Genomic DNA, 22,410 nt, shown 5'->3' with positions numbered 1-22,410 from the left:
GTCTCCTCAGATGTGCCGCGACAGGCCGCCCGAAACCTCGAGCTGCGCGCCGGTGATGTAGCTGGCCGCGCGCGATCCCAGAAAGGCGACCGCATTGGCCGCCTCTTCGGCATCGCCAAGACGGCCAAGGGGGATACCCTTGCGGCGGGCCAGATCGCCATACCACTCCTCGCGGCTGACGCTCTTGTCCTCGCGCTCGGCAAAGCGGCGCGTCCACTGGCCCGACCCAATGAGGCCAAGAAGAACGGAATTGACCCGCACATCGGGGGCCATTTCGACGCTCAGGGACTTGAGCAGGTTCTGAACCCCCGCCCGCGCCGAAGACGTGCAGACCATGTGCGGCTCCGGCTGATAGGCGAGCAGGGAGTTGACCGCGACGATGGCGCCCCGGCTCTCGCGCAGCATCGGCAGGAAGGCGCGGGCGGGGTAGATCTGGCTGAACAGCTTGAGATCGTATTCCGCGCGCCAGTCCTCGTCGCTGGTCTCGGCAAAGGTGGACACGCGCCCCTGCCCCGCGTTGTTCACAAGCAGATCGCAGCGCCCGTAGTGCGCCTTCACGTCTTCGGCGAAATCCCCGACCGCCGGCGCGTCCAGCACCGACAGCGCGCGGGTGAGCACCCGGTCCTCGCCATGGTCGCGGCGCAGCACGGAGGCCACATCGTTGAGCCGGTCGGCATTGCGCGCGCAAAGCGCCACGCGCGCGCCGTTGCGCAGAAGAACGCGCACCGTGGCCAGCCCGATTCCCGATGAGCCGCCGGTGACGACCGCGACCGCGTTTTCATATCCAAGGTTCATTCCGCCGCTCCCGATCTGGCGTTGGGTTTGAGTTCCGGAAAGCCCGGATCGGGCCGCCCCTGCATCACCGCGCGCTGCGCCGGGGTCGGCGGACCTGCGGTCATCCAGCGGTCCATCTTCTCGGGGTCATCGCGCGGCCAGACCTGCGCCTCATGCGTGGTCTCGTCGATCTGCTGCAACTCGGACGTGAACTCGATCACGAAGCCCGAGGGCGAGACGAAATAGGCAAAGGGGTTGTTGCCCGGCCCGTGGCGGCCCGGCCCCCACGTGGGCACATGCCCCTTCTGTTTCATCCGGCCGATGCCGCGCATGAATTCGTCCAGCGTGGGCATCTCGAAGGCGACATGGTTCACCGACGGGTAGTGCGTGCGCACCAGCGCGATGGAATGATGGTCGGTATTGCAGCGCAGGAACACCATCTGGTCGGCGGAATAATCCGACACGCGAAAGCCCAGAACACGCTCATAGAAGTCCTGCGTCTCTTCCATGTCGGGGGTGTTGAGCACCACATGGCTGACCTTCTTCGGCTTGGCCCAGTCGTCCTCGGCCTCCAGCCGGCGCGCCTCGGTGCGAAAGCGCAGGCGGCGCAGGTCGGGGTCGAGGATCTCGAACCCGTACCCCCCGGCCCAGTCCTCGAATGCAGCCGGCGCGCCAAGGACGTCGGCGCCGCGCGCCATGCATTGCGCATGCAACGCGTCCATCGACGCCCGGTCGGGCATGGCGAAATGCACGTAGTCGATGCCGAACACGCTGTCATCCCGAAGGCCATAGAGGAACGGCTCCTCCCCGGTGCCGCGCAGATAGGCGACACCCTCCTCGGCATGGGCGAGCTTCAGGCCCCACATGTCCTCGTAGAACGGCAATGTGGCGGTCAGTCCGGGGCCGCGCATCATGATGCCGCGCAGGCTTCCGGTGCGGACGGGGTCACTCATCGTCATATCCTCCTCTGGCCGACCTCAGCGGGCCGGTTCGACCAGCGCCGCCAGCGCCTCGGCAAAGGCGGCGGGGGCCTGTTGATAAAGTGCGTGCCCGGCGCCGGGCACACGGATCAGGCGGCCACGCGCGGCATCGCGCAGCGCGGCATGGGCATGGCCCGCGCCTTCGGGCGGGGTCACGCGGTCCTCTTCGCCCACGATCACATCGGTCGGCACGACAAGCCGTTCGGCATCGTCCAGCAGCCGGCCGGAGGCAAGCATCCGCGCCGCCTGCGCGTAGCCGGGAAGGCTCACCTGCGCCATGGCGCGGCGCACCATCTCGACCACGTCGGGATGGGTGTCCGGGTCATGGACAAGCCGCGCGGCGCGGGCGCGGGCAAAGGCGTCGGCCCCCATCTGCGTCAGCTCGTCAATGCGCGTCTGCGCGGCGGTGCTGAGCGCAAGGCCCGGCGTCACCCCATGTCCCAGAGCCGGGGAGGCCAGCAAAAGCCGCGCCACCCTGCCGCCGTGCGTGGAGGCGAACGAGGCGGCGACTAGCGCGCCCAGAGAATGCCCCGCCAGAAGGATGCGATTCACCCCCAGCGTATCGAGCAGCCCGGTCAGCGCGCGGGCGTAATCGGCGGCCTGCGGCCAGTCCTGCGCCAGCGGACCGGAAGCGCCATAGCCCGGCGCGTTCCACGCGATCATCCGCCAGTCGGCGGGCAGATGCGCCAGAAGCGGCGTGAAGGAGGCCGCCTGAGAGCCGATGCCGTGCAGCAGCACCAGAACCGGGCCCGACCCGGGACGCTCCAGATACTCGATCCCGCTCGCGTTATGTGTCTGCCAGTCGGTCATCGGAAGACGAACCCATGATTGGCGGGCAGGATCTGCCCGGTGAGTGTCAGCGCCGCCTCGCCCAGAAGGAAGGCCACCACATCGGCCACCTCTGCGGTGCCCTGCGGGCCGGGCACGGCGCGCCCGTCGTTATACTGCCGGTGCCGCGCCTCGGGCACGTATTCGGTGCTTTGCGTCGTCAGGATGCCGGGCGCCACGGCGGTCACGCCGATCCGGTCCGGCCCCAGTTCGCGCGCAAGCGATCGGGTCATCGCCATCACCGCGCCCTTGCTGGCGACATAGGACAGCAGCTTGGGCGCGCCCCAGATCGCGGTGTCGGAGGCGACATTGACCACCCGGCCAGAGCCGGAGGCACGCAGCATCGGCGCGGCGGCGCGGGTCATCAGCCATGTGCCGCGCACATTCACCCGCTGCACCCGGTCCCAGCTTTCGATCTCGATATCCTCGAACGCGATCCCGCCGATCCCGGTGGCAATGGCGCCATTGTTGACCAGCCCGTGCAGCACGCCGCCGGTTTTCTCGGCCACCGCCTGCCCCAACGCGCTGATCGAGGCCGGATCGCCCAGATCGACCGGCTCGAACGCCGCGCCGACCCGGCTTGCGGTCGCGCGGCCCTCGTCCTCCGCGATATCCGCAAGGATGAGCCGCGCGCCCTGATCGGCAAGGGCCTGCGCGATGTCCGCGCCAAGCCCCCGCGCCGCGCCGGTGAGCAGGATATGCCTGTTCTCCAGTGTCATTCGGCGGCGACGCTTTCGGTCTTGAGTTCCGCCTCGATCTGCTGCTTGGCGGCGCGCGTCAGGATCTGCCGGATGCGGCTCACGCCAAGGTCATGCTGATAGAGCATCTCGCGCCGGCGCGCGTCGTCGGGCATCCCTTCGAGCATCACGCGGTCCTGTTCGAGCACGTCCCAGTGGGTCTTTTCCAGCTTGGCGCGATAGAGGAACCGCCAGCTTTCGCGCGCCAGCCCCTCGACCTCGCGCATCCGCCAGAAGAACACCTTGGTGGTGCCCTCATCCATCGGCGTGACGAACCCGATGATGCGGAACACGCCGCCCGGCCCGGCCGCCTGCGGATAGGGGATTTCAAGGAAACAGAACATGTCGCCGGGGTAGATCTCGAACTCTGTCCAGTCGAAATTCTCGCCGGTCTGGCCCACCCGTTCGATGCGGAAACCGTTGTCGGTCTTGTCGAGCTTCATCAGATCCTGCTTGGAGCCATAGGCCAGCGTGAAGCTCTCGGCGTGCAGGTAGCAGCCGTGCATCGGATCGGCGAGGTTGTCGAGCGCATAGCGGTAGTTGGACTCCCACACCGAGGTGCAGAGAAAGCCCGACCAGGTCTCGTCGCTCATCTCCTTGGGCATCACCAGCTCGGGCGCCTCGGGCCGGTCCACCGAGGGCACATAGACGAAGACCGCGTCGCTCGATTCCGTCACCTCGTAGGATTTCACCGCCTTGCGCCCTTCGAGCGCGCACTCCGGCATCGCGGGCACCCGCTGCACCACACCGTCGCCATCGACGATCACGCCATGATAGCGACAGCCGATGTTGCCCTCATGCACCTCGCCATAGGACAGCGGCGCGCCGCGGTGGGGACAGAAATCCTCGATGCAGCGGATCTTGCCGGCGCCGTCGCGCCACAGCACGATCTTCTCGCCCATGAGCCGCGTGCCATAGGGCCGGCTCGTCTTGATCTCGACCGACTTGGCGACCGGATACCACTGGCCGCGCAGGCCCTCGTTCACCCGTTTCTCGATCAGGGCTTTCTTGTCGATGGTGGTCATTCTGTCCTCCCTTGGAAGGTGATAAAGGTTGCGCCCCGGCCTATTGCTCGGCCTTGGGCAGGTAATGCAGCACGCGATCCTCTATCCGCACCAGCGCGGAATAGAGAACGAAGCCGATCACGGTCAGCAGGACGATGGCGTCGAACACCATCGCGGCATTGGCCTGTCCGCCGCCGTAGGAAATCAGGAAGCCCAGCCCGGTATTACCGCCCACAAGCTCCCCCACGGTGACGCCGATCACCGCAAGGGTGGAGGCGATGCGCAGCCCCGCCATCAGGTTCGGCAGCGTCGAGGGCATCTCGACCTTGAAGAAGATTCCAAGCCGCGACAGGTTATAGGCCCGCGCGAGGTTGATCAGGTCGCGGTCCACGGTGCGCATGGCCTGAAGCACGTTCACCAGAACCGGGAAGAACACGATCAGCACCGTCACCAGCAGCTTGGGCATCGAGTTGTAGCCGAACCACATGATGAACAGCGGGGCGAAGGCAACCTTGGGCGCGATCTGAAGCGCGAGGATATAAGGCGACAGCACCTTCTCCCAGAAGGCCGACATCCCCAGAAGATAGCCGATCACCGCCCCCATCAGGCTGCCGATGGCAAAACCCAGAACGGTGAACAGCGCGGTCGACAGCGTATGGCCGAGAAGCTGCTCATAGGCCCACATGCGCTGCAACTCCACAAGGCAGTCGCTCAGCGTGGGAATGATGAACTTGGGCACCTCAAGCGCCGTGGGCAGATATTCCCATGCGGCCAGCACAAGCACCAGAAGCGTCGCGCTGGCGAGGGTGGTCTTGTAACGGGCCATGACGGATCTCCCGGATTTGGCCGCTACGGCCGGTTCGGATGCCGCCGGGGCCGTGCTGGCCCCGGCGGCTGTTTGTGTGGCATCGCTCATTTGATGAACTCGTTGGTGTAAAGGTCCTCCACCGGCACATCGGTGCGCACGATTCCGGCGTCGAGGTAGAACTGCTTGACCGCTTCGATCCGCTCGGGATCGAAGGCGCCGAGCGGCTGGTTCTCACCCTCGGGATAGACGAGGTTGGAATAGGCGCGCATGATCGCCTCGACCTGGGCTTCCTTGCCTTCATGCTGCGGCACGAAAGAGGCGTAATCCTTCGCCGCCTGCGCAGGGTCCTCGTTGATGTCGCGGATACCGCGCAGCACCGCGTTCACGAAGCCTTCGACCAGTTCGGGCTTCTCCGCGATGGTCTCGTCCGAGGCGATGATCGCCTGCGCCATGGCCGGGAACACGCTGTCCACCGGCATCTGGTTCATCTCGATCCCGGCGCCCTCGACCGCGGCGATCCATTCCGGCACCCCCGAAAAGGCATGCAGATCGCCGGAAATCGAAAGCTGGATGATCCCGCCCGGACCGACCGCCTGAATATCGACATCGTTTTTCGTCAGCCCGACCGAGGACAGCACCCCCAGCAGGTTGTAGTAAGTGGTGTCCTGGAACGACAGCACACCCACCGCCTTGCCCTTCAGGTCGGACGGGCTCTCGATACCGCTGTCAGCGCGCCATGCCAGTTGTGTCAACCCGCGCCCGCCCAGAAGGGCCACGCCCTTGATCTTGAGGCCGTTGGCCCGCACGATGATCGGCGTATCCCCGATCCCGCCGCCCAGATCGGCATTGCCAAGCGCCACCTGCGTGGCCACATCGGCGCCGCCCTTGCCGACCTGAAAGGTCACGTCGAGCCCGGCATCGGCGAAATACCCCTTGCCCTTGGCAAGCTGGAACGGCGCGAACGCCGGCAGGAAATCGGGCGCCGGAAAGAGATAGGTCACCTGCTCGGCGGCGAAGGCCGCGCTGGCCGAGACCGCGACGGCGGCGGCGGCGATCGTGTTGCGGAACAAAGTTTTCATGGGTGTCTCCCTGTGCGTTACGCTGCTTTTTCTTCGAGTTTGAGGTGCTTGAAGAGCTGGGCGGCATACTCGCCCACCTCGGGCATGACACGGCGCTTGAGCGGCTGGTCACGATGCGGCAGATCGACCTTGATCTCGGCCACGATGCTGCCCGGACGCTCCGACAGCACGAGGATGCGGTCCGACATGAGCACCGCTTCGCCCAGATCATGGGTGATCAGCAGCGTGGTCTTGCCGGTCTCCGCGATGGTCCCGGCAAAGGAATTCTGCAACAAAAGCTTGGTCTGCGCGTCGAGCGCCGAAAACGGCTCGTCCAGCAGAATGATTTCGGGGTCGATGGCCAACGTCCGCGCCAGCGCCGCGCGCTGCCGCATCCCGCCGGAAAGCTGATGGGGATAGTGGTTCTCGAAGCCGTCAAGCTGACAGTGCCGCAGCTCCGCCATCGCCCGTTCGCGCCGATCCGCCCGGCCCATGCCGCGCGCCTCAAGGCCGAATTCGATATTGGTCACGATATTGCGCCACGGCAGCAGAAGATCCTTTTGCAGCATGAATCCGACGTGCGAATTGGGCCCCTCGACCGGCTCTCCGCTGACCAGCACCTTGCCCTCGCTGGGCTGATAGAGTCCGGCGGTCATCGACAGGATGGTGGACTTGCCGCAGCCCGACGGCCCGACGACGGAGACGAACTCCCCCTCCTGCACGTCAAAGCTCACGTCCTGCACGGCGGTCAGGCTTGTCCCGCTGTTGTCGGTGAACCTCTTGGTGACGGAGTGGAACTCAAGCGCCATAACCGTATTCCTCATAGGCGGCGTCAAGCTCGGCGTTGGTCTCGGTCAGCTCCTGCGCCAGAAGCGCCTCGTCCCAGTCGGTGCGCCCCGACCGCGGCGCCTCGATCCCGCGCCTGGAAAGCTCTGCGGCCACGGCGGCGAAATCCGGCGCGCCCGCGCCGTAGATCTCCATCAGCGCATCGGCCAGCGCCACCTCGCGCGGCTCCAGATCGCGGCCCCGGCACTGATGCGCCAGAGACGGGCGACTGGTGTCGCGCGCCCGCTCGGAAAGCCTGTCCCTGAATGCGTCCATCTGTCATCTCCCTTTCGCGGTATTAGTATTCATATTTGAACACTCTGTTCATTCAGTAACAGGCTGCCGGAACAGCCATTGCGAGTCAAGATAATTATCCGTGCCAGACGCCGCCACGCGGACGCGGTTGACAGACTTCACGAAACCGGCATAAGATTATTATTGAACAATATGTTATTATTTGAACTATTCGGAGGGAACGATGCCGGCACTCAAAATTGCCATTGCGGGAGGCGGGGTTGGCGGCATGGTCGCGGCCATCGCGCTTCAGTCTCGCGGTCACGACGTGACCATTTTCGAACAGGCCGGAAGCTACGGGCGAATCGGTGCCGACGTGAATCTGACGCCGAACGCCGTCCATGCGATCGACGGTCTGGGCACGTCTGTCGGCGCGCGCCTGCGCGAAACCGCCGCCCGCCCCGAATACCGCATCAGCCGCATGTGGGACACGGCCGAGGAAACCTCCCGCCTGCCGATGAACCGGAGCGCGGAAGAGAAATACGGCGCGCCGCAGCTCACCATCCACCGCGCCGATCTTCTCTCGGCGCTGCAGGAGGCGCTCGCCCCCGGCACGATCCGCTTCGGCGCGAAGGTCGAGACTGCCCGGCAGGACGGCGACAGAGCCACCCTCGTGCTTGAGGACGGCACCACCTTCGACGCCGATGTGGTGATCGGCGGCGACGGCATCCACTCGCGCGTGCGCCATGCGCTGTTCGGCCCGGACGATCCGCAATTCACCGGCCTCGTGTCGTGGCGCGCCGTTGTGCCACACGACCGGCTCGGCGATCTGCCCGATCTGGGCAGTTTCACCAAATGGTGGGGGCCCACGCCCGACCGCCAGATCGTCACCTTCCCGCTGAGCCTCGGGCAGGAGATCTTCGTTTTCGCCACCACGCCGCAAACCGGCTGGACCGAGGAAGGCTGGACCCTGCCGGGCGACATCGCCGAACTCCGCGCCGCCTACGCTGATTTCCACCCGCAGGCGCGCGCGCTGCTGGAGGCCTGCACCGAGGTGACCCGCTCCGCCCTGCATGTGCGAGAGCCGATGAACCGCTGGTCCGAGGGGCGGATCGCGGTGCTGGGCGATGCGGCGCACCCGATGGTGCCCTTCATGGCGCAAGGCGCCTGCATGGCGATCGAGGATGCGGTGATGCTCGCTCGCGCGCTGGGGGACGGCCCCGCCGACATCCCCGCCGCGCTGCGCGCCTATGAGGACGCCCGCCGCGACCGCACCGCCGCCGTGCAACGCGGCTCTCTGGCCAACGACTGGCTCAAACAGGGCAGCAATGCCGACTGGGTCTATGGCTATCACGCATGGACCGCACCGCTGGCCGCCCCGGCCCCGGCGGCCTGACGGCGGCATTCGGCCACCCCCTGTGGTGCGCACGTCATGCCCGACATGCAAAGGGGGCGCCCGTCCCGACGCCCCCCTTCCTTCGCCATCAGCCACGGATCACGCCGCGACGTAGCGCACCCCGTCGTCGTCCGCCTGACCGATCACCGTCCAGACAGTCGCCGGTGCGGCGGAATCGTTGCGGAACCAGTGCTTGCGCCCGGCCGGGGTCTTCACCAGATCGCGCGGGCCAAGCTCCACCTCCACCGTCTCGCCGTTCTCTTCCCAGCCGACGATGAGCGATCCCTCCAGCACGAGGAACGCATCCTCCACCGGGCGGGTGAACGCCGTCACACCGACGCGCGAGGGCACGCCCCACATCTCCTTGCGGCAGGTGTCATGCTGGATGCCGCCCTCGCCGACATAAACCTTGCGGGTGAACCCGGCGTCTTCCCAGATCACCGGCTGCTCATGATGGCGCACCACGTATTGCGCCATGAGCTGTTGCAGCGGATGCTCGCCCCTGGGATCGAAGGGCAGCGTCTTGCCCGGCGCCGCGCCAAAGCTGCGCGCCAGTTCCGGGGCGTGCTCCTTGGGGTGGTAGTGATAGACCGGCGGCAGCGGCTTGCCCACATCGACCGAGATCGACATCATCACCGGCTCCACCCCGTCCACGCGGAACCCGTGTCCGATCTCGCGCGCGTTCAGGATCATGTCCTTCGGGCCAAGGTTGACCTCGACCACTTCACCATCCTTTTCCCAGCCGACCACAAGCGTGCCGTCGATGATGAGAAAGCTTTCCTCGATCTCGTGGCTGTGGCAGGCGGCGTATTTGCCCGGCTCCTTGTAAATGAGCGAGACGGTGAAGTTGTCCGGCTGCATCGTGGTGGTGTCGCCCACCTTGGGCGATCCGCCCGCCCCGATATAGCGCATCTGCGCCCGCTCCAGCTCGGGAAAGCCCGCGTTGGAGGGAAAGGCGTTCCAGTCGAACGCCTTGTCGGTGAAACGCCCGGTATGCGCCTTAAGCTCTTCGGCCAGGGCAGAGGGGGGTTGGGTCTGAATCGTCATCGCTGTTTCCTTTCGGTCCTTGGTGTCTTGCTCTGATCTGACCCTAGCCAAAAACCGTTTCACCTGCTATACGCCGTTTTATGGACAAAACATGCGCGCCTGACCCCGACTCCGACCGCTACCTCGTGCCCGGCCTGATGCGCGGGCTGGCAATCCTCGACGCCTTCACGCCCGAGCGGCGGGAAATGTCTCTGTCGGACATCGCCCGCACCCTCGGGCTGAGCCGCTCGGCCGCCTTTCGCGCCGTCTATACGCTGGCGCAGATGGGCTACCTGCTGCATGACGAGCGCGCCCGGACCTACGCGCTCGGCCCGGCGGTGATGCGGCTCGGCTACGGCTACTTGGCCACGCGGGAACTGGTGGAGGTGGCCCTGCCGGAGCTTGAGGCGCTGCGCAACGACACGGACTGGTCCGCCCATCTCGGCGTGCGCGACGGCACGCGCGTGCTCTACATGCTGCGGGTGCCAAGCCGGATGGGTCTGGGCAGCATCGTGCATGTCGGCAGCCGCCTGCCGGCGGCGGGCACGACGATGGGCCGCGTGCTTCTGGCCGATCTCGACGAGGACACGATGCGCGCGCTCTACCGCGACGAGATCGGCGCGCCCGGCGCCGGGCGCGGCCCGCGCGACATGGCAGAGCTTTTGCGTCAGTGGCAGCGGGACCGCGAGGCCGGAACGGTGGTGCAGATCGGCAGCTTCGAGACCGGCATGGCCTCCGTCGCGGCGCCGGTGCGCGACATGTCCGGCGGGGTGATCGCCGCTGTCAGCGCCACCCGCGCCTATACCGACGCCGAAGAGGTCACGCCCGACCTGCGCGCCCGCGTGCGGGACTGCGCGTCCCGCATCTCCGGCATGCTGGGCGCGCGCACCTGATCGCCCCGCCCTGCCGCGCGCGCGGATTTCAGCGACGGCGCGCCCGCGCCAGCAGCGGCCCGTAAAGCAACGCGAACCCGCCGAAGGCGGCCGCCCATGCCAGCGCCGACAGGTGCAGCGGCCAGACCGCCCCGCTCATCCCCGCCCAAAGCCGAAGCAATACCGAGGCGACGAGACACAGGTAGATCGCCACCGTCCCCGGCCCGGCGGTCAGCGCCTGCCCGCCATGTCCCAGCGTCGCGCGCGTCATCACCGCCAGCGTCATGAGGCCAAGCGCACCGGCCATCCACACATGCAGCCCCGCCGCCGGCGGCAGAAGCGCGGGCCAGAGGATGGACACGCCAAGCGCCAGCGCTCCCAGCGGCACGAAGCCATAGCCAAGGTGCAGCACCCACAACAGCGGCTCGCCCCGCCCGTGCCAGCCGGACCAGCGGGCCAGCCGCGCCGCGTGCAGCGCCGCCAGCGCCAGCAGCGCCCAGCCCGCCTCCGCCCGCGCGGGCGCCGCCACCCAAAGCAGCAGCACGGCGCCACTTGCCAGCAGCACCAGCTTGTCGAACCGCTGCATGGGCGGGACAGGACGCGCCGGCGATCCCTGCACGACAAGCCAGTTGCGCGTGAACGACGGCACGATCCGTCCGCCAATGAGCGCGATCATCCCGATCCCGGCGGCCAGCCCGAGGCGCAGGCCATAGCCTTCGGCAGCGAAATCGCCCCGCGCCGCCTCCCAGTGAAACAGCCCGTTGGCCGCGATCATCACGCCCAGAAGCGCGAGCACGATCAAGTTGCGCCAGTTCTTCCCGGCCACGATCTCGCGCAGGATCGCCAGCGCCAGAAGCACCGGGAAACCCAGGTCGATCACCGCCACCGCCAGCGGCGACAACGGCCCCGGTACCGCCACCACGACCCTTCCCACCAGCCAGAGCGCCGCGAGAAGTCCGAGCCGCGCCCCCACGATCGGAAGCCGCCCGGTCCAGTTCGGCACCGCCGTCATCAGAAACCCCGCCACCACCGCGCCGAGATAGCCAAAGAGAAACTCATGCGCGTGCCAGCTTATCGGATCGAAGGCCAGCGGCAGGTCTGCCGCCCCCGTCAGCACAGCCACCCAAAGCGCCATCGCCACCGCCGCCCAGAGCGCCGCCCCGAGAAAGAACGGCCTGAACCCGTAGCTCAGGATCGCCGGCCCGCGCCAGGCCCGCATCTGCTCCGCCGTGCTTGCCATCACGCGCGGCCCCGCCGCCCTGCACTCGCGCGCGGACGCCCCTGTCTGCATTGTGATGCAATCGCCATCGGTCTGCCGCCTTTCGCTGCTCTGGTCCGGTCAGCTCCGTCTACGCCGCATCAATGGGCATTTCAAATACCTATTCAAGAACGCGGCAATCCGCCTCACCACCGGCGCAGGGGTCCGGGGCACCGACGCGATACCGACGTTTTACCGACGTTATACAGACAGCGGGGCTGCCCGCCTCAGCGCGGCGCGATAACAGCCGTCGCCTCGATCTCCAGAAGCGCCTCATCCTCGACCAGCGCGCTCACCACCACCATGGTCATCGCCGGGAAATGGCGTCCCAGCACCTTGCGGTAAGTCTCGCCCACCTCGCGTTGACGGGCGAGGTATTCCTTTTTATCAATGACATACCACGTCAGCCGTGTCAGATCCTCGACCTGACCGCCCGCCGTCTCCAGCACCGCCCTGATATTGCGCAGCGCTTGTTCCATCTGGCCGATGAAATCGTGGCTCTCGAACACCTGCTCGGCGGTCCAGCCGATCTGCCCGCCAATATAAAGCGTCCCGTCGCTCGCCAGAACGCCATTGGCATAGCCCTTCGCCGGGGTCCATCCGTCGGGTTGAATGATCTGGTGCGGCATCAGTTTTTTCCTTCAACATGGGGGGTTAGCGCGGCGCGCAGCGTATCGGACCAGCTTTGCGGCCGGCCCTGCTGCGTCACGTAGACAAGCGTCGAAGAGGCGCGAAACCGCACCTCCTCTCCGCACAGGGCGGCAAACGTCAGCCCGAGACTGGAGCGTCCCAAAGACGTGGCCCGCAGGGTGATCTCAAGCCGGTCGCCGTGACGCGACGGTGCGGTGAACTGCGCCTCGATCCGCGCCGTGGGCACGCCCGCGGTGCGGATGATCTCCTCGAACGGATGCCCGATGTGATCGAAGAACAGCTCGACGCAATCGTTCATCATCTCGAAATAGCGCGGATAAAACGCGATTCCCGCCGGGTCGCAATGCTTGAAAAGCAGCTTCTGGGGCATCGTGAAGGCCATGGTCATACTCCGAGATAACGGTCGGTGAGATCGGGGGTCAGCGCGGCAATCTCGCCGGTCCAGACGCTCACGCCCTTGTTGAGGATCACCGCCCGATCGGCCACGGCGGCCAGTTCCCGAAGCGATTTGTCCACCACCAGCAGCGACAGCCCCGTCGCCGCCTTGAGCTGTCCGATCGCGGTCCAGATTTCCTGCCGGACCACGGGGGCCAACCCTTCTGTCGCCTCATCGAGGATCAGAAGCCGGGGGTTCGTCATCAGCGCGCGGCCAATGGACAGCATCTGCTGTTCGCCGCCCGACAGCGACATCGCGCCCTGATCCCGCCGTTCCTTCAGCCGCGGGAAAAGCTGTGCGACCTTCTCGAAGTCCCATTCTCCGGGGCGCGCGGCGGCGAGCATGTTCTCCTCCACCGTCAGCGTGGCGAAACAGCGCCGCCCCTCGGGCACGAGCCCCACCCCAAGCCGCGCGATCCGGTAGGACGGCAGCGCGCGCAGATCACGGCCCGCGAGCTCCAGAGTCCCGGCAGAGGGCGCGAGCATCCCGCAGATCGTCTTGATCGTCGTGGATTTGCCCATGCCGTTGCGCCCCATGAGCGCGACAACCTCGCCCTTACCGACGCTCAGATCGACCCCGAACAGCGCCTGCGACGGGCCGTAATGCGCCTCCACGCCCTTGAGCGTCAGAAAACTCATGCCGCGTCCTCCTCGCCGAGATAGGCGCGCCGCACCTCGGCGTTGGCGCGGATGTCCTCGGCCGTGCCGGTGGCGATGACCTTGCCATAGACCAGCACGCTGATCCGGTCGGCCAGCGCGAAAACCGCATCCATGTCATGCTCCACCAGAAGGATCGGCGCCTCGTGCCGCAACTCGTCGAGAAACGCGGTCAACGCCTTCGATCCGCCGCCGCCAAGGCCCGCCATCGGCTCATCCAGCAAAAAGAGCCGTGGCTCCAGCGTCAGCGCGACCGCGACCTCAAGCTGCCGCCTCTGGCCATGCGACAGATCGGCAGTCCGGCGGCTGGCATCCTCCTCCAGGCCGACCCGTTCCAGCGCGCGGCGCGCCGGCGCCAGAAGCGTCTCGTCCTTCATCACGTTGCCGAAGAACCGAAAGGCTTTGCCCCGCGCCCCCAGCGCGCCCAGAACCGCGTTCTGAAGCACCGTGAACTCCATCGCTAGCGACGAGATCTGGAACGTCCGCCCCAGCCCCATGCGCGCCCGCGCCACGGTATCGAGTGTGGTGACATCGCGGCCCAGCACCTCGATCCGGCCGCTGTCGGGCATCAGCCCGCCGCAGATCTGCTTGATCAGCGTGGATTTGCCCGCGCCGTTCGGCCCGATCAGCGCGTGAATCTCCCCCGGATAGAGGTCGAGGGACACATCGTCGCTCGCCTTCAGCGCGCCAAAGCTCTTGCAGATGTTCTGCACCCTGAGAACCGGCTCAGTCATGGGCCACCTCCCGTCCGGTGATCGCTCCGATCAGACCGCCGCGCGCGAACAGCACGATCAGCAGCAGCAGCACGCCAAGGAAGACCTGCCAGTAGTCACTCACCCCACCAAGCAGATGTTCCAGAAGGATATACAGCGCCGCGCCCACCACCGGCCCATAAAGCCGTCCGACCCCGCCGAGGATCACGAAAACCATGATCTCGCCGCTGGTGTGCCAGCTGAGCATCGTGGGGCTGATGAAACGGTTGAGATCGGCGAAAAGCGCCCCGGCCAACCCGGTGATCGCCCCCGAAATCACGAACGCCGTGAGCCGCAGCCGGAACGGTGTGAGGCCCACCGTCTCCACCCGTTCCGACGTCTGCCGCGCCGCCGACAGCGCCAGCCCGAACGGAGAGCGCGCTAGACGCGCGGCGAAGACCAGTACCGCGCCAAGGATCACATAGCAGATCGCCAGAAACTGGATCGGGTCGAGCGTGTTGACCCCCGGGAACTCATTGCGCACCCAGATCGACAACCCGTCCTCGCCGCCATAGGCCGACCAGCTTATCGCGAAGTAGAAAAGCATCTGCCCGAAGGCGAGCGTGATCATGATGAAATAGACGCCCGAGGTCCGCAGCGACAGCGCCCCGATGATCAGCGCCGCCAGTGCGCTGGCCACCACGGCGACCAGCCATATCACCGGCATCTGGTTGGTGCCCTCGATCAGGAACGGCCATTCCATCAGCGGTGTGGCGGTCTGCGCGTGGCTGGCCAGAATCCCCATCGCATAGCCGCCGATCCCGAAGAACGCGGCATGGCCAAGGCTGATCAGCCCGCCAAGCCCCAGCGCGATATTCAGGCCAACCCCCGCCAGCGCGAGAATCGCCACCTTGGTCGCCAGCGTGATGATGAACGGCTCCGCCGTCATCCACGCCCAGAGCGGCACAAGCACCAGCGCCAGCACCATCGCGGCATTGAACATGCGTTCGCGACCCATCCTATGTCCTTCCGCCGTAAAGACCCAAGGGGCGCACCAGAAGTACCGCCGCCATCAGGATGTAAATCAGCATGGAGGCCAGAGACGCCCCCACGGAGGTCGCGCTTGCCGGCGCAAGGAACAGCTCGAAGAACCGTGGCAGGAACACCCCGCCCAGTGTATCGGTCAGTCCGACCAGAAGCGCGCCCACAAGCGCCCCCTTGATCGACCCGATCCCGCCGATCACGATCACCACGAAGGCCAGGATCAGAACCGGCTCGCCCATGCCCACCTGCACCGACTGGATCGCGCCCACAAGCGCGCCCGCCAGCCCCGCCAGCGCCGCGCCGAGCGCGAACACCAGCGTGTAGAGTTTCGATATATCCACGCCAAGCGCCGCGATCATCTCGCGGTCGCACTCGCCCGCGCGGATCTGGATGCCGATGCGCGTGCGCGCGATGAGCCAGAACAGCCCCGCCGCGATCAGCAGCCCGATCACGATCATCGCCAGCCGGTAAAGCGGATACTGGATGCCCCCCGGCAGGGTCACAGGCCCCGACAGGTAGCGCGGCACCTCCAGAAACAGCGGAAAGGAGCCGAAGAGCCAGCGCGTGCCCTCCGAGAAGATCAGGATAAGTGCGAAGGTCGCCAGCACCTGATCGAGGTGATCGCGCGCATAAAGCCGCCGGATCACCACAAGCTCCACGATCGCCCCGGCCGCCGCCGCCGCCGCAAGGCTCGCGATCAGCGCCAGGACAAACGATCCCGTCGCCCCGGCCACGGCCGCCGCCGCGAAGGCGCCGACCATGTAAAGCGAGCCGTGCGCGAGGTTGATGAGACCCATCACCCCGAACACCAGCGTCAACCCCGCCGCCATGAGAAACAGCATGACCCCGAACTGAAGCCCGTTCAGGATCTGCTCAATAATGAGAATAAGGGACATGGCCTCTTTCCGCCTTGACGGGGCCCCGCGCACCGGGGCCCCGTCGGTTGGACGATCTTACATCTTGCACTCGGACGCATAGGCGTCAGCGTGATCCTCAAGGCCGGTGGCGACGATCTTGTTGGTGTAGACATCGCCCTCCTTGATCACCTCGCGGACGTAGATGTCCTGGATCGGGTGGTGGTTGTTGCCGAACCGGAAATCACCGCGCACGGAGTCGAAGTCCGCCTCCCTCAGCGCCGCGCGGAAGGCGTCCTTGTCGGACACGTCCGCCTTCTCCAGCGCGCTCAGGATCAGGTTGGCGGTGTCATACCCCTGGCTGGCATAGAGCGAGGGCAGACGCCCGTATTCCTCCTGGAACGCCTCGACGAAGGCCACGTTCGCCGCGTTGTCGAGATCCTTGGACCACTGCGAGGTGTTCTTCACGCCAAGCGCGGCCTCGCCCACGGCCTGAAGGATACCCTGATCAAAGCTGAAGGCCGGCCCGACCACGGGAAGATCCACACCGCTGTCGGCATATTGCTTGAGAAAGGAAATCCCCATCCCGCCAGGCAGGAAGAAGAACACGCTGTCCGCGCCCGAGGCGCGGATCTGCGCGAGCTCGGCGGCATAGTCGGTTTGACCGAGCTTGGTATAGATCTCGTCGGCCAGCTCTCCCTCATACATGCGCTTGAAGCCGGTGAGCGCGTCCTGCCCCGCCGGATAGTTGGGCGCGAGGATAAAGGTGTTCTCGAAGCCCGCGTCATTGGCATAGGCGCCCGCCGCCTCGTGCAGGTTGTCGTTCTGCCATGCCACGTTGAAGTAATTCTCGTGGCAACGTTCACCGGCCAGCGCCGACGGCCCGGCGTTCGGCGACAGATAAAACACACCCTGCGCGACCGCCGACGGAATCACCGCCATCGCAAGGTTCGACCAGATGATGCCGGTCATGATGTCCACTTTCTCCGACTGGATCATCCGGTCGGAAGTCTGCACCGCAACATCGGGTTTGCGCTGATCGTCCTCGATCACCACCTCGATATCGTCGCGCTCTGCATTGTCGATGGCAAGCATGAAGCCGTCGCGCACATCCACGCCAAGGCCCGCGCCGCCGCCCGACAGCGTGGTGATCATGCCGATCTTGGTATCGGCAAGCGCCGCAGTGGCCAGCGCCATCACGGATGTGGCAAGGGCAAGTGTCCTGATAGGTTTCATATGGTTGATCTCCCTGATCTGATTTTCTCACAACGGACCGCGCCATTGTTTGTTTCGCGTGTCCCGTGGGGGTAGTATCGCGGCAACATGCCGGACGCGCCACCCCAAGCGCGCCCGCCCCCGCCTCAGGCCGCGTCGGGCCGCAGGCGGAAGCGTTGAATCTTTCCTGTTTCTGTTTTCGGTAGCGTCTCTTCGAAGACGATGGCGCGCGGGTATTTATAGGGCGCGATCACCGCTTTCACATGGTCCTGAAGCGTCTTGATCATCTCTTCGCCCGGCTCTGCCCCGTCGGCCAGTACGACATGCGCCTGCACGATCCGGCCGCGTGCCTCGTCGGGGGCGCCGATCACGGCGCATTCGGCCACCGCCTCGTGCGACAGAAGCGCCGCCTCCACCTCCGGGCCCGCGATGTTGTAGCCCGAGGACACGATCATGTCGTCGTTGCGCGCGGCAAAGTGGAAATAGCCGTCCTCGTCCTGCACGAATGTGTCGCCTGTGATGTTCCAGCCGTCCTGCACATATTCATCCTGCCGCTCGCCGCCCAGATACCGGCACCCCGTCGGCCCGCGCACCGCCAGCCGCCCCGGCTCTCCGTGCGGCATCTCCTTGCCGTCGGGGCCGATCACCTTCGCCTCGTATCCCGTCACCGGCTTGCCGGTGCAGGCCGGGCGGTGGTCGGAAAAGCGGTTGGTGATGAAGATATGCAGCAGCTCGGTCGCCCCGATCCCGTCGAGCATCGGCTTGCCGGTCTTGTCCATCCACTCCTGATACACCGGCCCCGGCAGCGTCTCTCCCGCCGATACGGCAGCGCGCAGCGAGGTCAGGTCCGCGCCCTGATCCATCGCCTTCATCATCGCGCGATAGGCCGTCGGCGCCGTAAACGACACGGTGGCGCGGTATTTCTCGATGATCTCGATCATGTTCGGCGGCGTTGCCTGCTCCAGAAGCGTGGCCGCCGCCCCGAACCGCAGCGGAAAGATCGCCAGACCGCCCAGCCCGAAGGTGAACGCCAGCGGCGGAGAGCCGACAAAGACATCCTCCGGCACGACGCTGAGCACCTCCCGGGCATAGCCGTCCGCGATGATCAGCAGATCGCGGTGAAAATGCATCGTCGCCTTCGGCTCCCCGGTAGAGCCGGAGGTGAACCCCAATAGCGCCACGTCGTCCTGCGCGGTGTCCACCGCCTCGAACTGCACGGGTTTCTCCAGTGCCAGCCGGTCCAGCTCCGCATCGTGGTTCGACGTGCCGTCAAAGCCGACCACCGATTTCAGAAACCGGCTACCCTTGGCGCAGGTCGCCATCTCGTCCATCAGCCGCGTGTCGCAGAGCGCATGGGTGATCTCGGCCTTGTCGACGTATTTCGCAAGCTCCGCGGCGCGCAGCATCGGCATGGAATTGACCACCACCGCGCCCGCCTTGGTCGCCGCCAGCCAGCAGGCCACCATCGCGGGGTTGTTGGCCGACCGGATCAGCACCCGGTTGCCCGGTCGCAGGCCCAGATCCTCCACCAGCGCGTGCGCAAGGCGGTTGGTCCAGTCGGCAAGCTCCTTGTAGGTCCGGCGCCGCCCGTTGCCGATCAGCGCGGTGTGATCCCCGAACCCCCGCGCCACCATCGCATCGGTCAGCTCCACCCCGGCGTTGAGCCGGTCGGGATAGTCGAACCCGCCCAGAAGCAGGTCCGGCCAGCTGCCAAGCGGCGGCAGGTTGTCGCGCGCGAATGTATCTTCGTGTGCCGACGGTCTCAGCATCTCTCAACTCCCTTGGAATGCGCTCATCGTTTGGCGGGCGATCACCACTTTCTGCACGTCCGACGCGCCCTCATAAATGCGCAGCGCCCGGATCTCGCGGTAAAGCCGTTCGACGACCTCCCCCGATCTCACCCCGTCGCCGCCGTGAAGCTGCACCGCGCTGTCGATCACCTTCTGCGCCTGATCGGTGGCGTAAAGCTTGGCCATCGCCGCCTCGCGGGTGACGCGCGGCGCCCCGCTGTCCTTGGCCCAGGCCGCGCGATAGACCAGAAGCGCGGCGGCATCCACATCAAGCGCCATCTGCGCGATATGCCCCTGCACCATCTGCAATTCGAACAGCGGTGCGCCCTGCACCTCGCGCGCGCTCACCCGCGCCAGCGCCTCGTCGAGCGCCCGGCGCGCAAACCCGAGCGCCGCCGCCGCCACGGTGGAGCGGAACACATCAAGCACCGACATGGCGATGCGAAAGCCCGCGCCGCGCTCTCCGATCAGGGCCGCCCCCGGCACCCGCACATCGTTGAATCGCAACAATGCAAGGGGATGCGGCGCGATTGTTTCCAATCTTTCAACAACCTCGAACCCCGGCAGATCCGCCGGCACGACAAAGGCCGAAAGTCCCTTCGCCCCCGGCGCCTCTCCGGTGCGGGCGAAGACGGTGTAAAGATCCGCGATCCCGCCGTTGGAGATCCACGTCTTTTCCCCGTTGAGGATGAAATCGTCCCCGTCCGGCGTCGCGGTCATGGTGGAATTGGCCACGTCCGATCCCGATTGCGGCTCTGTCAACGCAAAGGCCGAGATCGCCTCTCCGGTGCGCGTCTGCTTGAGCCAGCCCTGCTGTTCGGGGCTGCCGAACAGCGAAATCGCCCCGGTGCCCAGCCCCTGCATGGCAAAGGAAAAATCCGCCAGCCCGTCATGGCGCGCCAGCGTCTCGCGGATCAGGCAGAGCGTACGCACGTCAAGCACCTCATCGCCCACGGCGCCCGTCGGCTTGAGCCATCCGTCACGCCCCAGCGCCGCCACCAGCGCCCGGCAGGCCGCATCGGTGTCGCCGTGGTCGATCCCCGACAGGTTGCGCGCGGCCCAATCGTCCAGCTTCCGGGCCAGCGCCCGGTGACGGCCCTCGAAAAACGGCCAGTCGAGATAGGATCGGTCTGCCATCGCGCGTCCTTTCGTCCGTTCGCTCCAACTGCCCGCCGGCGCATCGCACCCGGCGGGCCTTGCTCAGTTGCCCTCGAAGATGGGTTTTTCCTTCTTCACGAAGGCATTGTAGGCGCGTTCGAAATCGCCGGTCTGCATGCAGATCGCCTGCGCCTGCGCCTCGGCCTCTATGGCCTGCTCGATCGACATGGACCATTCCTGCGCCAGCATGGTCTTGGTCATCATGTGGCCGAAGTTCGGCCCCGCCGCGATCCTCTCGGCCATCTCCTGCGCCGTCTCTTCCAGCGCGCCGGCCTCGACCACATGGTTGAAATAGCCCCAGTCGTGGCCTTCCTGCGCCGACATGGAGCGGCCGAAATACAGAAGTTCCGCCGCGCGCCCCTGCCCGATGATCCGCGGCAGGATCGCGCAGGCCCCCATGTCGCACCCCGCTAGCCCGACGCGGGTGAACAGGAACGCGGTCTTGGCCTCCGGCGTGGCGATGCGCAGATCCGACGCCATGGCGATGATCGCCCCCGCCCCGGCGCAGACCCCATCCACCGCCGCGATGATCGGCTTGCCGCAGTTGACCATCGCCTTGACCAGATCGCCGGTCATGCGGGTGAATTGCAGAAGGTGCTTCATGTCCATCCGCGTCAGCGGGCCGATGATCTCGTGCACATCGCCGCCAGAGCTGAAGTTACCGCCATTGGGCACGATCACCACCGCGTTGACGTCATCGGAATAATGCAGATCGCGGAACCAGTCGCGCATCTCCGCATAGCTTTCGAAGGTCAGCGGGTTCTTGCGGTCGGGCCGGTCCAGCGAAATCGTCGCGATCCCGTCCTCGATCCGGCAGCGGAAATGCTCCACATCGGTTTTCGTCATCTCTCATCCTCTCTGTTGGCGGGCCGCGTCAACCCGTCGATCAGCGCCGCAACCTCGCCCGCGCGCCCGGCAGGCACCTGCGCGAAGAGCTCATCGACCCACCCCTCATGCGCGGCGGCCTGCGTGGCAAATGTCGCGCGGCCCCGGTCGGTCAGGCACACACGCGAGGCGCGCCTGTCCCCGGTCACCGCCACCCGTGCGACAAGGCCATCCTCCGCAAGCCGGTCCACGATACCGGTCACATTGCCGTTCGAGACCTTGAGCACGCCCGAAAGCTCGCTCATCTTCAGCCCCTGTTCGTTGCGTTCCAGCGCCGCCATCACGTCGAAACGCGGCAGGGTGGAGTTGAATTCGCGCCGCATCCGGTCGCGCAGCTCCGCCTCGATCGCGCGGCTCGCCTTCAGCAGCCGCAGCCACAGCCGAAGCCGCGCCTTCGACGGCGCCTCGGCCGTGGACACATGCGCCTCGCCGTTCATATCTCGCCCCCGGTCAGCCCAAGGCCCTGCCCATTGACCGACCGCGCCGCCTCCGACGTCAGCCAGAGCGCGGCACCGGCCACCTCGTCCACCTGGATAAAGCGTTTCTGCGGATTGCCCGACTTGAGGCTCTTGGCCGCATCGGCCTCGCTCATGCCGGTCTTGTCCACGATATTGGCGATGGACCGATCGAGCAAAGGCGTTTCGATGAATCCTGGGCAGATCGCGTTGACGGTCACGCCGGTCCGCCCCAACTCCACCGCGAGCGAGCGCGTCAGCCCCAGCACCGCGTGCTTGGCCGCGCAATAGCCCGCGACATAGGCATACCCCTTTAGGGCCGCGGTGGAGGCCACGGCCATCAGCCGGCCCCAGCCCGCCTCTTTCATGTCCGGCAGGCATTCATGCCAGAGATTGAACACCCCCAGCACGTTGACATCCAGCATCGCCTGAAGATCGGCGGGCTCCATTGCCTGAAACGGCGTCGAGTCGGCCGCCCCTGCGTTGGCCACCGCCACGGCCACCGGCCCCCGCGCCGCGCGCGCAGCGTCGATGGCACGCGATACCGCCGCGCGGTCGGTCACGTCGCATATCTCATAAGGAAGGCCCTGCTCGGCCAACGGCGCCTCGCGGCGGCCGAGGATCGTCACCTCGGCCCCGGCCCCGGCAAACTGCCGCGCGATCTCGGCACCGACTCCGGTGCCGCCGCCACTGATCACCACATGCTTGCCCTGAAGATCGGTCATTGGTCCTCCCCCCGGGGTCGTTCGACCCTCGTTGACAGCAGGCTAGATC

25 protein-coding genes are annotated in these 22,410 nt (G+C 66.4%); 2 read left to right on the top strand and 23 right to left on the bottom strand.

Going from position 1 to position 22,410, the window contains the following annotated elements; genetic code table 11:
* Positions 1-6: 6 nt before the first annotated feature.
* The 9 genes from BMW66_RS14095 to BMW66_RS14055 all read right to left on the bottom strand — a co-directional run bounded on the left by BMW66_RS14095 (position 7) and on the right by BMW66_RS14055 (position 7,290).
* A complete protein-coding gene (locus tag BMW66_RS14095; protein WP_093119449.1) occupies positions 7-795 on the bottom strand; it encodes an SDR family oxidoreductase in 789 nt (262 codons plus the stop codon).
* The gene (locus BMW66_RS14090) at positions 792-1,727 is read right to left on the bottom strand and encodes a VOC family protein (RefSeq protein WP_093119491.1); all 936 of its coding nucleotides are present in this window, start codon (positions 1,725-1,727) and stop codon (positions 792-794) included. The genes BMW66_RS14095 and BMW66_RS14090 overlap by 4 nt, the downstream gene beginning before the upstream one ends.
* A 24-nt stretch (positions 1,728-1,751) precedes the next feature.
* Positions 1,752-2,564 carry an alpha/beta fold hydrolase gene (locus tag BMW66_RS14085; protein WP_093119448.1) on the bottom strand — a complete coding sequence of 271 codons (813 nt, stop codon included), beginning with the start codon at positions 2,562-2,564 and terminating at the stop codon, positions 1,752-1,754.
* Complete coding sequence (locus tag BMW66_RS14080) at positions 2,561-3,301, bottom strand: SDR family oxidoreductase (protein ID WP_093119447.1); 741 nt, start codon at positions 3,299-3,301, stop codon at positions 2,561-2,563. Before BMW66_RS14080 ends, BMW66_RS14085 begins: the two co-directional genes overlap by 4 nt.
* On the bottom strand, positions 3,298-4,344 hold the full coding sequence (locus BMW66_RS14075) for an aromatic ring-hydroxylating oxygenase subunit alpha (RefSeq protein WP_093119446.1): 1,047 nt from the start codon (positions 4,342-4,344) through the stop codon (positions 3,298-3,300). Before BMW66_RS14075 ends, BMW66_RS14080 begins: the two co-directional genes overlap by 4 nt.
* Before the next feature lie 40 nt (positions 4,345-4,384).
* A complete protein-coding gene (locus BMW66_RS14070; RefSeq protein WP_217639312.1) occupies positions 4,385-5,149 on the bottom strand; it encodes an ABC transporter permease in 765 nt (254 codons plus the stop codon).
* 86 nt (positions 5,150-5,235) lie between these two features.
* Positions 5,236-6,210, bottom strand: coding sequence for an ABC transporter substrate-binding protein (locus tag BMW66_RS14065; RefSeq protein ID WP_093119443.1), 975 nt, complete (start codon positions 6,208-6,210; stop codon positions 5,236-5,238).
* Between the two features lie 17 nt (positions 6,211-6,227).
* Positions 6,228-7,013, bottom strand: coding sequence for an ABC transporter ATP-binding protein (locus tag BMW66_RS14060; RefSeq protein WP_217639311.1), 786 nt, complete (start codon positions 7,011-7,013; stop codon positions 6,228-6,230).
* Positions 6,988-7,290 carry a recombinase-like helix-turn-helix domain-containing protein gene (locus BMW66_RS14055; RefSeq protein WP_093119440.1) on the bottom strand — a complete coding sequence of 101 codons (303 nt, stop codon included), beginning with the start codon at positions 7,288-7,290 and terminating at the stop codon, positions 6,988-6,990. The genes BMW66_RS14060 and BMW66_RS14055 overlap by 26 nt, the downstream gene beginning before the upstream one ends.
* A gap of 202 nt (positions 7,291-7,492) precedes the next feature.
* Here BMW66_RS14055 and BMW66_RS14050 point away from each other — a divergent pair, with 202 nt between their 5' ends.
* A complete protein-coding gene (locus BMW66_RS14050) occupies positions 7,493-8,644 on the top strand; it encodes an FAD-dependent monooxygenase (RefSeq protein ID WP_093119439.1) in 1,152 nt (383 codons plus the stop codon).
* A 99-nt stretch (positions 8,645-8,743) separates the two neighbouring features.
* On the opposite strand, the gene BMW66_RS14045 is transcribed toward BMW66_RS14050, so the two are convergent.
* Positions 8,744-9,691, bottom strand: coding sequence for a cupin domain-containing protein (locus tag BMW66_RS14045; RefSeq protein WP_093119438.1), 948 nt, complete (start codon positions 9,689-9,691; stop codon positions 8,744-8,746).
* A gap of 80 nt (positions 9,692-9,771) precedes the next feature.
* Between BMW66_RS14045 and BMW66_RS14040 the strand changes: the two genes are divergently transcribed.
* Entirely contained in the window at positions 9,772-10,563 is a 792-nt protein-coding gene (locus BMW66_RS14040) for an IclR family transcriptional regulator (RefSeq protein WP_093119436.1), read from the top strand.
* Positions 10,564-10,591: 28 nt separating this feature from the next.
* On the opposite strand, the gene BMW66_RS14035 is transcribed toward BMW66_RS14040, so the two are convergent.
* The 13 genes from BMW66_RS14035 to BMW66_RS13975 form a co-directional block, all read right to left on the bottom strand.
* Complete coding sequence (locus tag BMW66_RS14035; RefSeq protein ID WP_093119489.1) at positions 10,592-11,782, bottom strand: NnrS family protein; 1,191 nt, start codon at positions 11,780-11,782, stop codon at positions 10,592-10,594.
* A 245-nt stretch (positions 11,783-12,027) separates the two neighbouring features.
* Positions 12,028-12,429: a RidA family protein gene (locus tag BMW66_RS14030; protein WP_093119435.1), complete on the bottom strand. Its 402-nt coding sequence runs from the start codon at positions 12,427-12,429 to the stop codon at positions 12,028-12,030.
* Positions 12,429-12,833: an acyl-CoA thioesterase gene (locus tag BMW66_RS14025; protein WP_093119488.1), complete on the bottom strand. Its 405-nt coding sequence runs from the start codon at positions 12,831-12,833 to the stop codon at positions 12,429-12,431. The genes BMW66_RS14030 and BMW66_RS14025 overlap by 1 nt, the downstream gene beginning before the upstream one ends.
* A 2-nt stretch (positions 12,834-12,835) precedes the next feature.
* A complete protein-coding gene (locus BMW66_RS14020; protein WP_093119433.1) occupies positions 12,836-13,525 on the bottom strand; it encodes an ABC transporter ATP-binding protein in 690 nt (229 codons plus the stop codon).
* Entirely contained in the window at positions 13,522-14,277 is a 756-nt protein-coding gene (locus BMW66_RS14015) for an ABC transporter ATP-binding protein (protein ID WP_093119432.1), read from the bottom strand. The genes BMW66_RS14020 and BMW66_RS14015 overlap by 4 nt, the downstream gene beginning before the upstream one ends.
* A complete protein-coding gene (locus BMW66_RS14010) occupies positions 14,270-15,253 on the bottom strand; it encodes a branched-chain amino acid ABC transporter permease (protein ID WP_093119430.1) in 984 nt (327 codons plus the stop codon). The genes BMW66_RS14015 and BMW66_RS14010 overlap by 8 nt, the downstream gene beginning before the upstream one ends.
* Position 15,254: 1 nt before the next feature.
* The gene (locus tag BMW66_RS14005; RefSeq protein ID WP_093119429.1) at positions 15,255-16,175 is read right to left on the bottom strand and encodes a branched-chain amino acid ABC transporter permease; all 921 of its coding nucleotides are present in this window, start codon (positions 16,173-16,175) and stop codon (positions 15,255-15,257) included.
* Positions 16,176-16,232: 57 nt separating this feature from the next.
* Positions 16,233-17,369 (bottom strand): ABC transporter substrate-binding protein, encoded by a 1,137-nt coding sequence (locus BMW66_RS14000; RefSeq protein ID WP_093119427.1) that lies wholly within the window; start codon positions 17,367-17,369, stop codon positions 16,233-16,235.
* A gap of 125 nt (positions 17,370-17,494) precedes the next feature.
* The gene (locus BMW66_RS13995) at positions 17,495-19,117 is read right to left on the bottom strand and encodes an AMP-binding protein (protein WP_093119426.1); all 1,623 of its coding nucleotides are present in this window, start codon (positions 19,115-19,117) and stop codon (positions 17,495-17,497) included.
* 3 nt (positions 19,118-19,120) lie between these two features.
* Entirely contained in the window at positions 19,121-20,275 is a 1,155-nt protein-coding gene (locus BMW66_RS13990) for an acyl-CoA dehydrogenase family protein (protein ID WP_093119424.1), read from the bottom strand.
* A 63-nt stretch (positions 20,276-20,338) separates the two neighbouring features.
* Positions 20,339-21,142 carry an enoyl-CoA hydratase family protein gene (locus tag BMW66_RS13985; RefSeq protein ID WP_093119422.1) on the bottom strand — a complete coding sequence of 268 codons (804 nt, stop codon included), beginning with the start codon at positions 21,140-21,142 and terminating at the stop codon, positions 20,339-20,341.
* Positions 21,139-21,618 carry a MarR family winged helix-turn-helix transcriptional regulator gene (locus tag BMW66_RS13980; RefSeq protein ID WP_093119421.1) on the bottom strand — a complete coding sequence of 160 codons (480 nt, stop codon included), beginning with the start codon at positions 21,616-21,618 and terminating at the stop codon, positions 21,139-21,141. Before BMW66_RS13980 ends, BMW66_RS13985 begins: the two co-directional genes overlap by 4 nt.
* Positions 21,615-22,361, bottom strand: coding sequence for an SDR family NAD(P)-dependent oxidoreductase (locus BMW66_RS13975; protein ID WP_093119419.1), 747 nt, complete (start codon positions 22,359-22,361; stop codon positions 21,615-21,617). Before BMW66_RS13975 ends, BMW66_RS13980 begins: the two co-directional genes overlap by 4 nt.
* Between the last annotated feature and the right edge of the window lie 49 nt (positions 22,362-22,410).

This window comes from Salinihabitans flavidus (genome assembly GCF_900110425.1).
Taxonomy (GTDB): Bacteria; Pseudomonadota; Alphaproteobacteria; order Rhodobacterales; family Rhodobacteraceae; genus Salinihabitans; species Salinihabitans flavidus.
The sequence above is the reverse complement of the archived record's forward strand: the minus strand, read 5'-3'. Positions and strand labels throughout refer to the sequence as shown.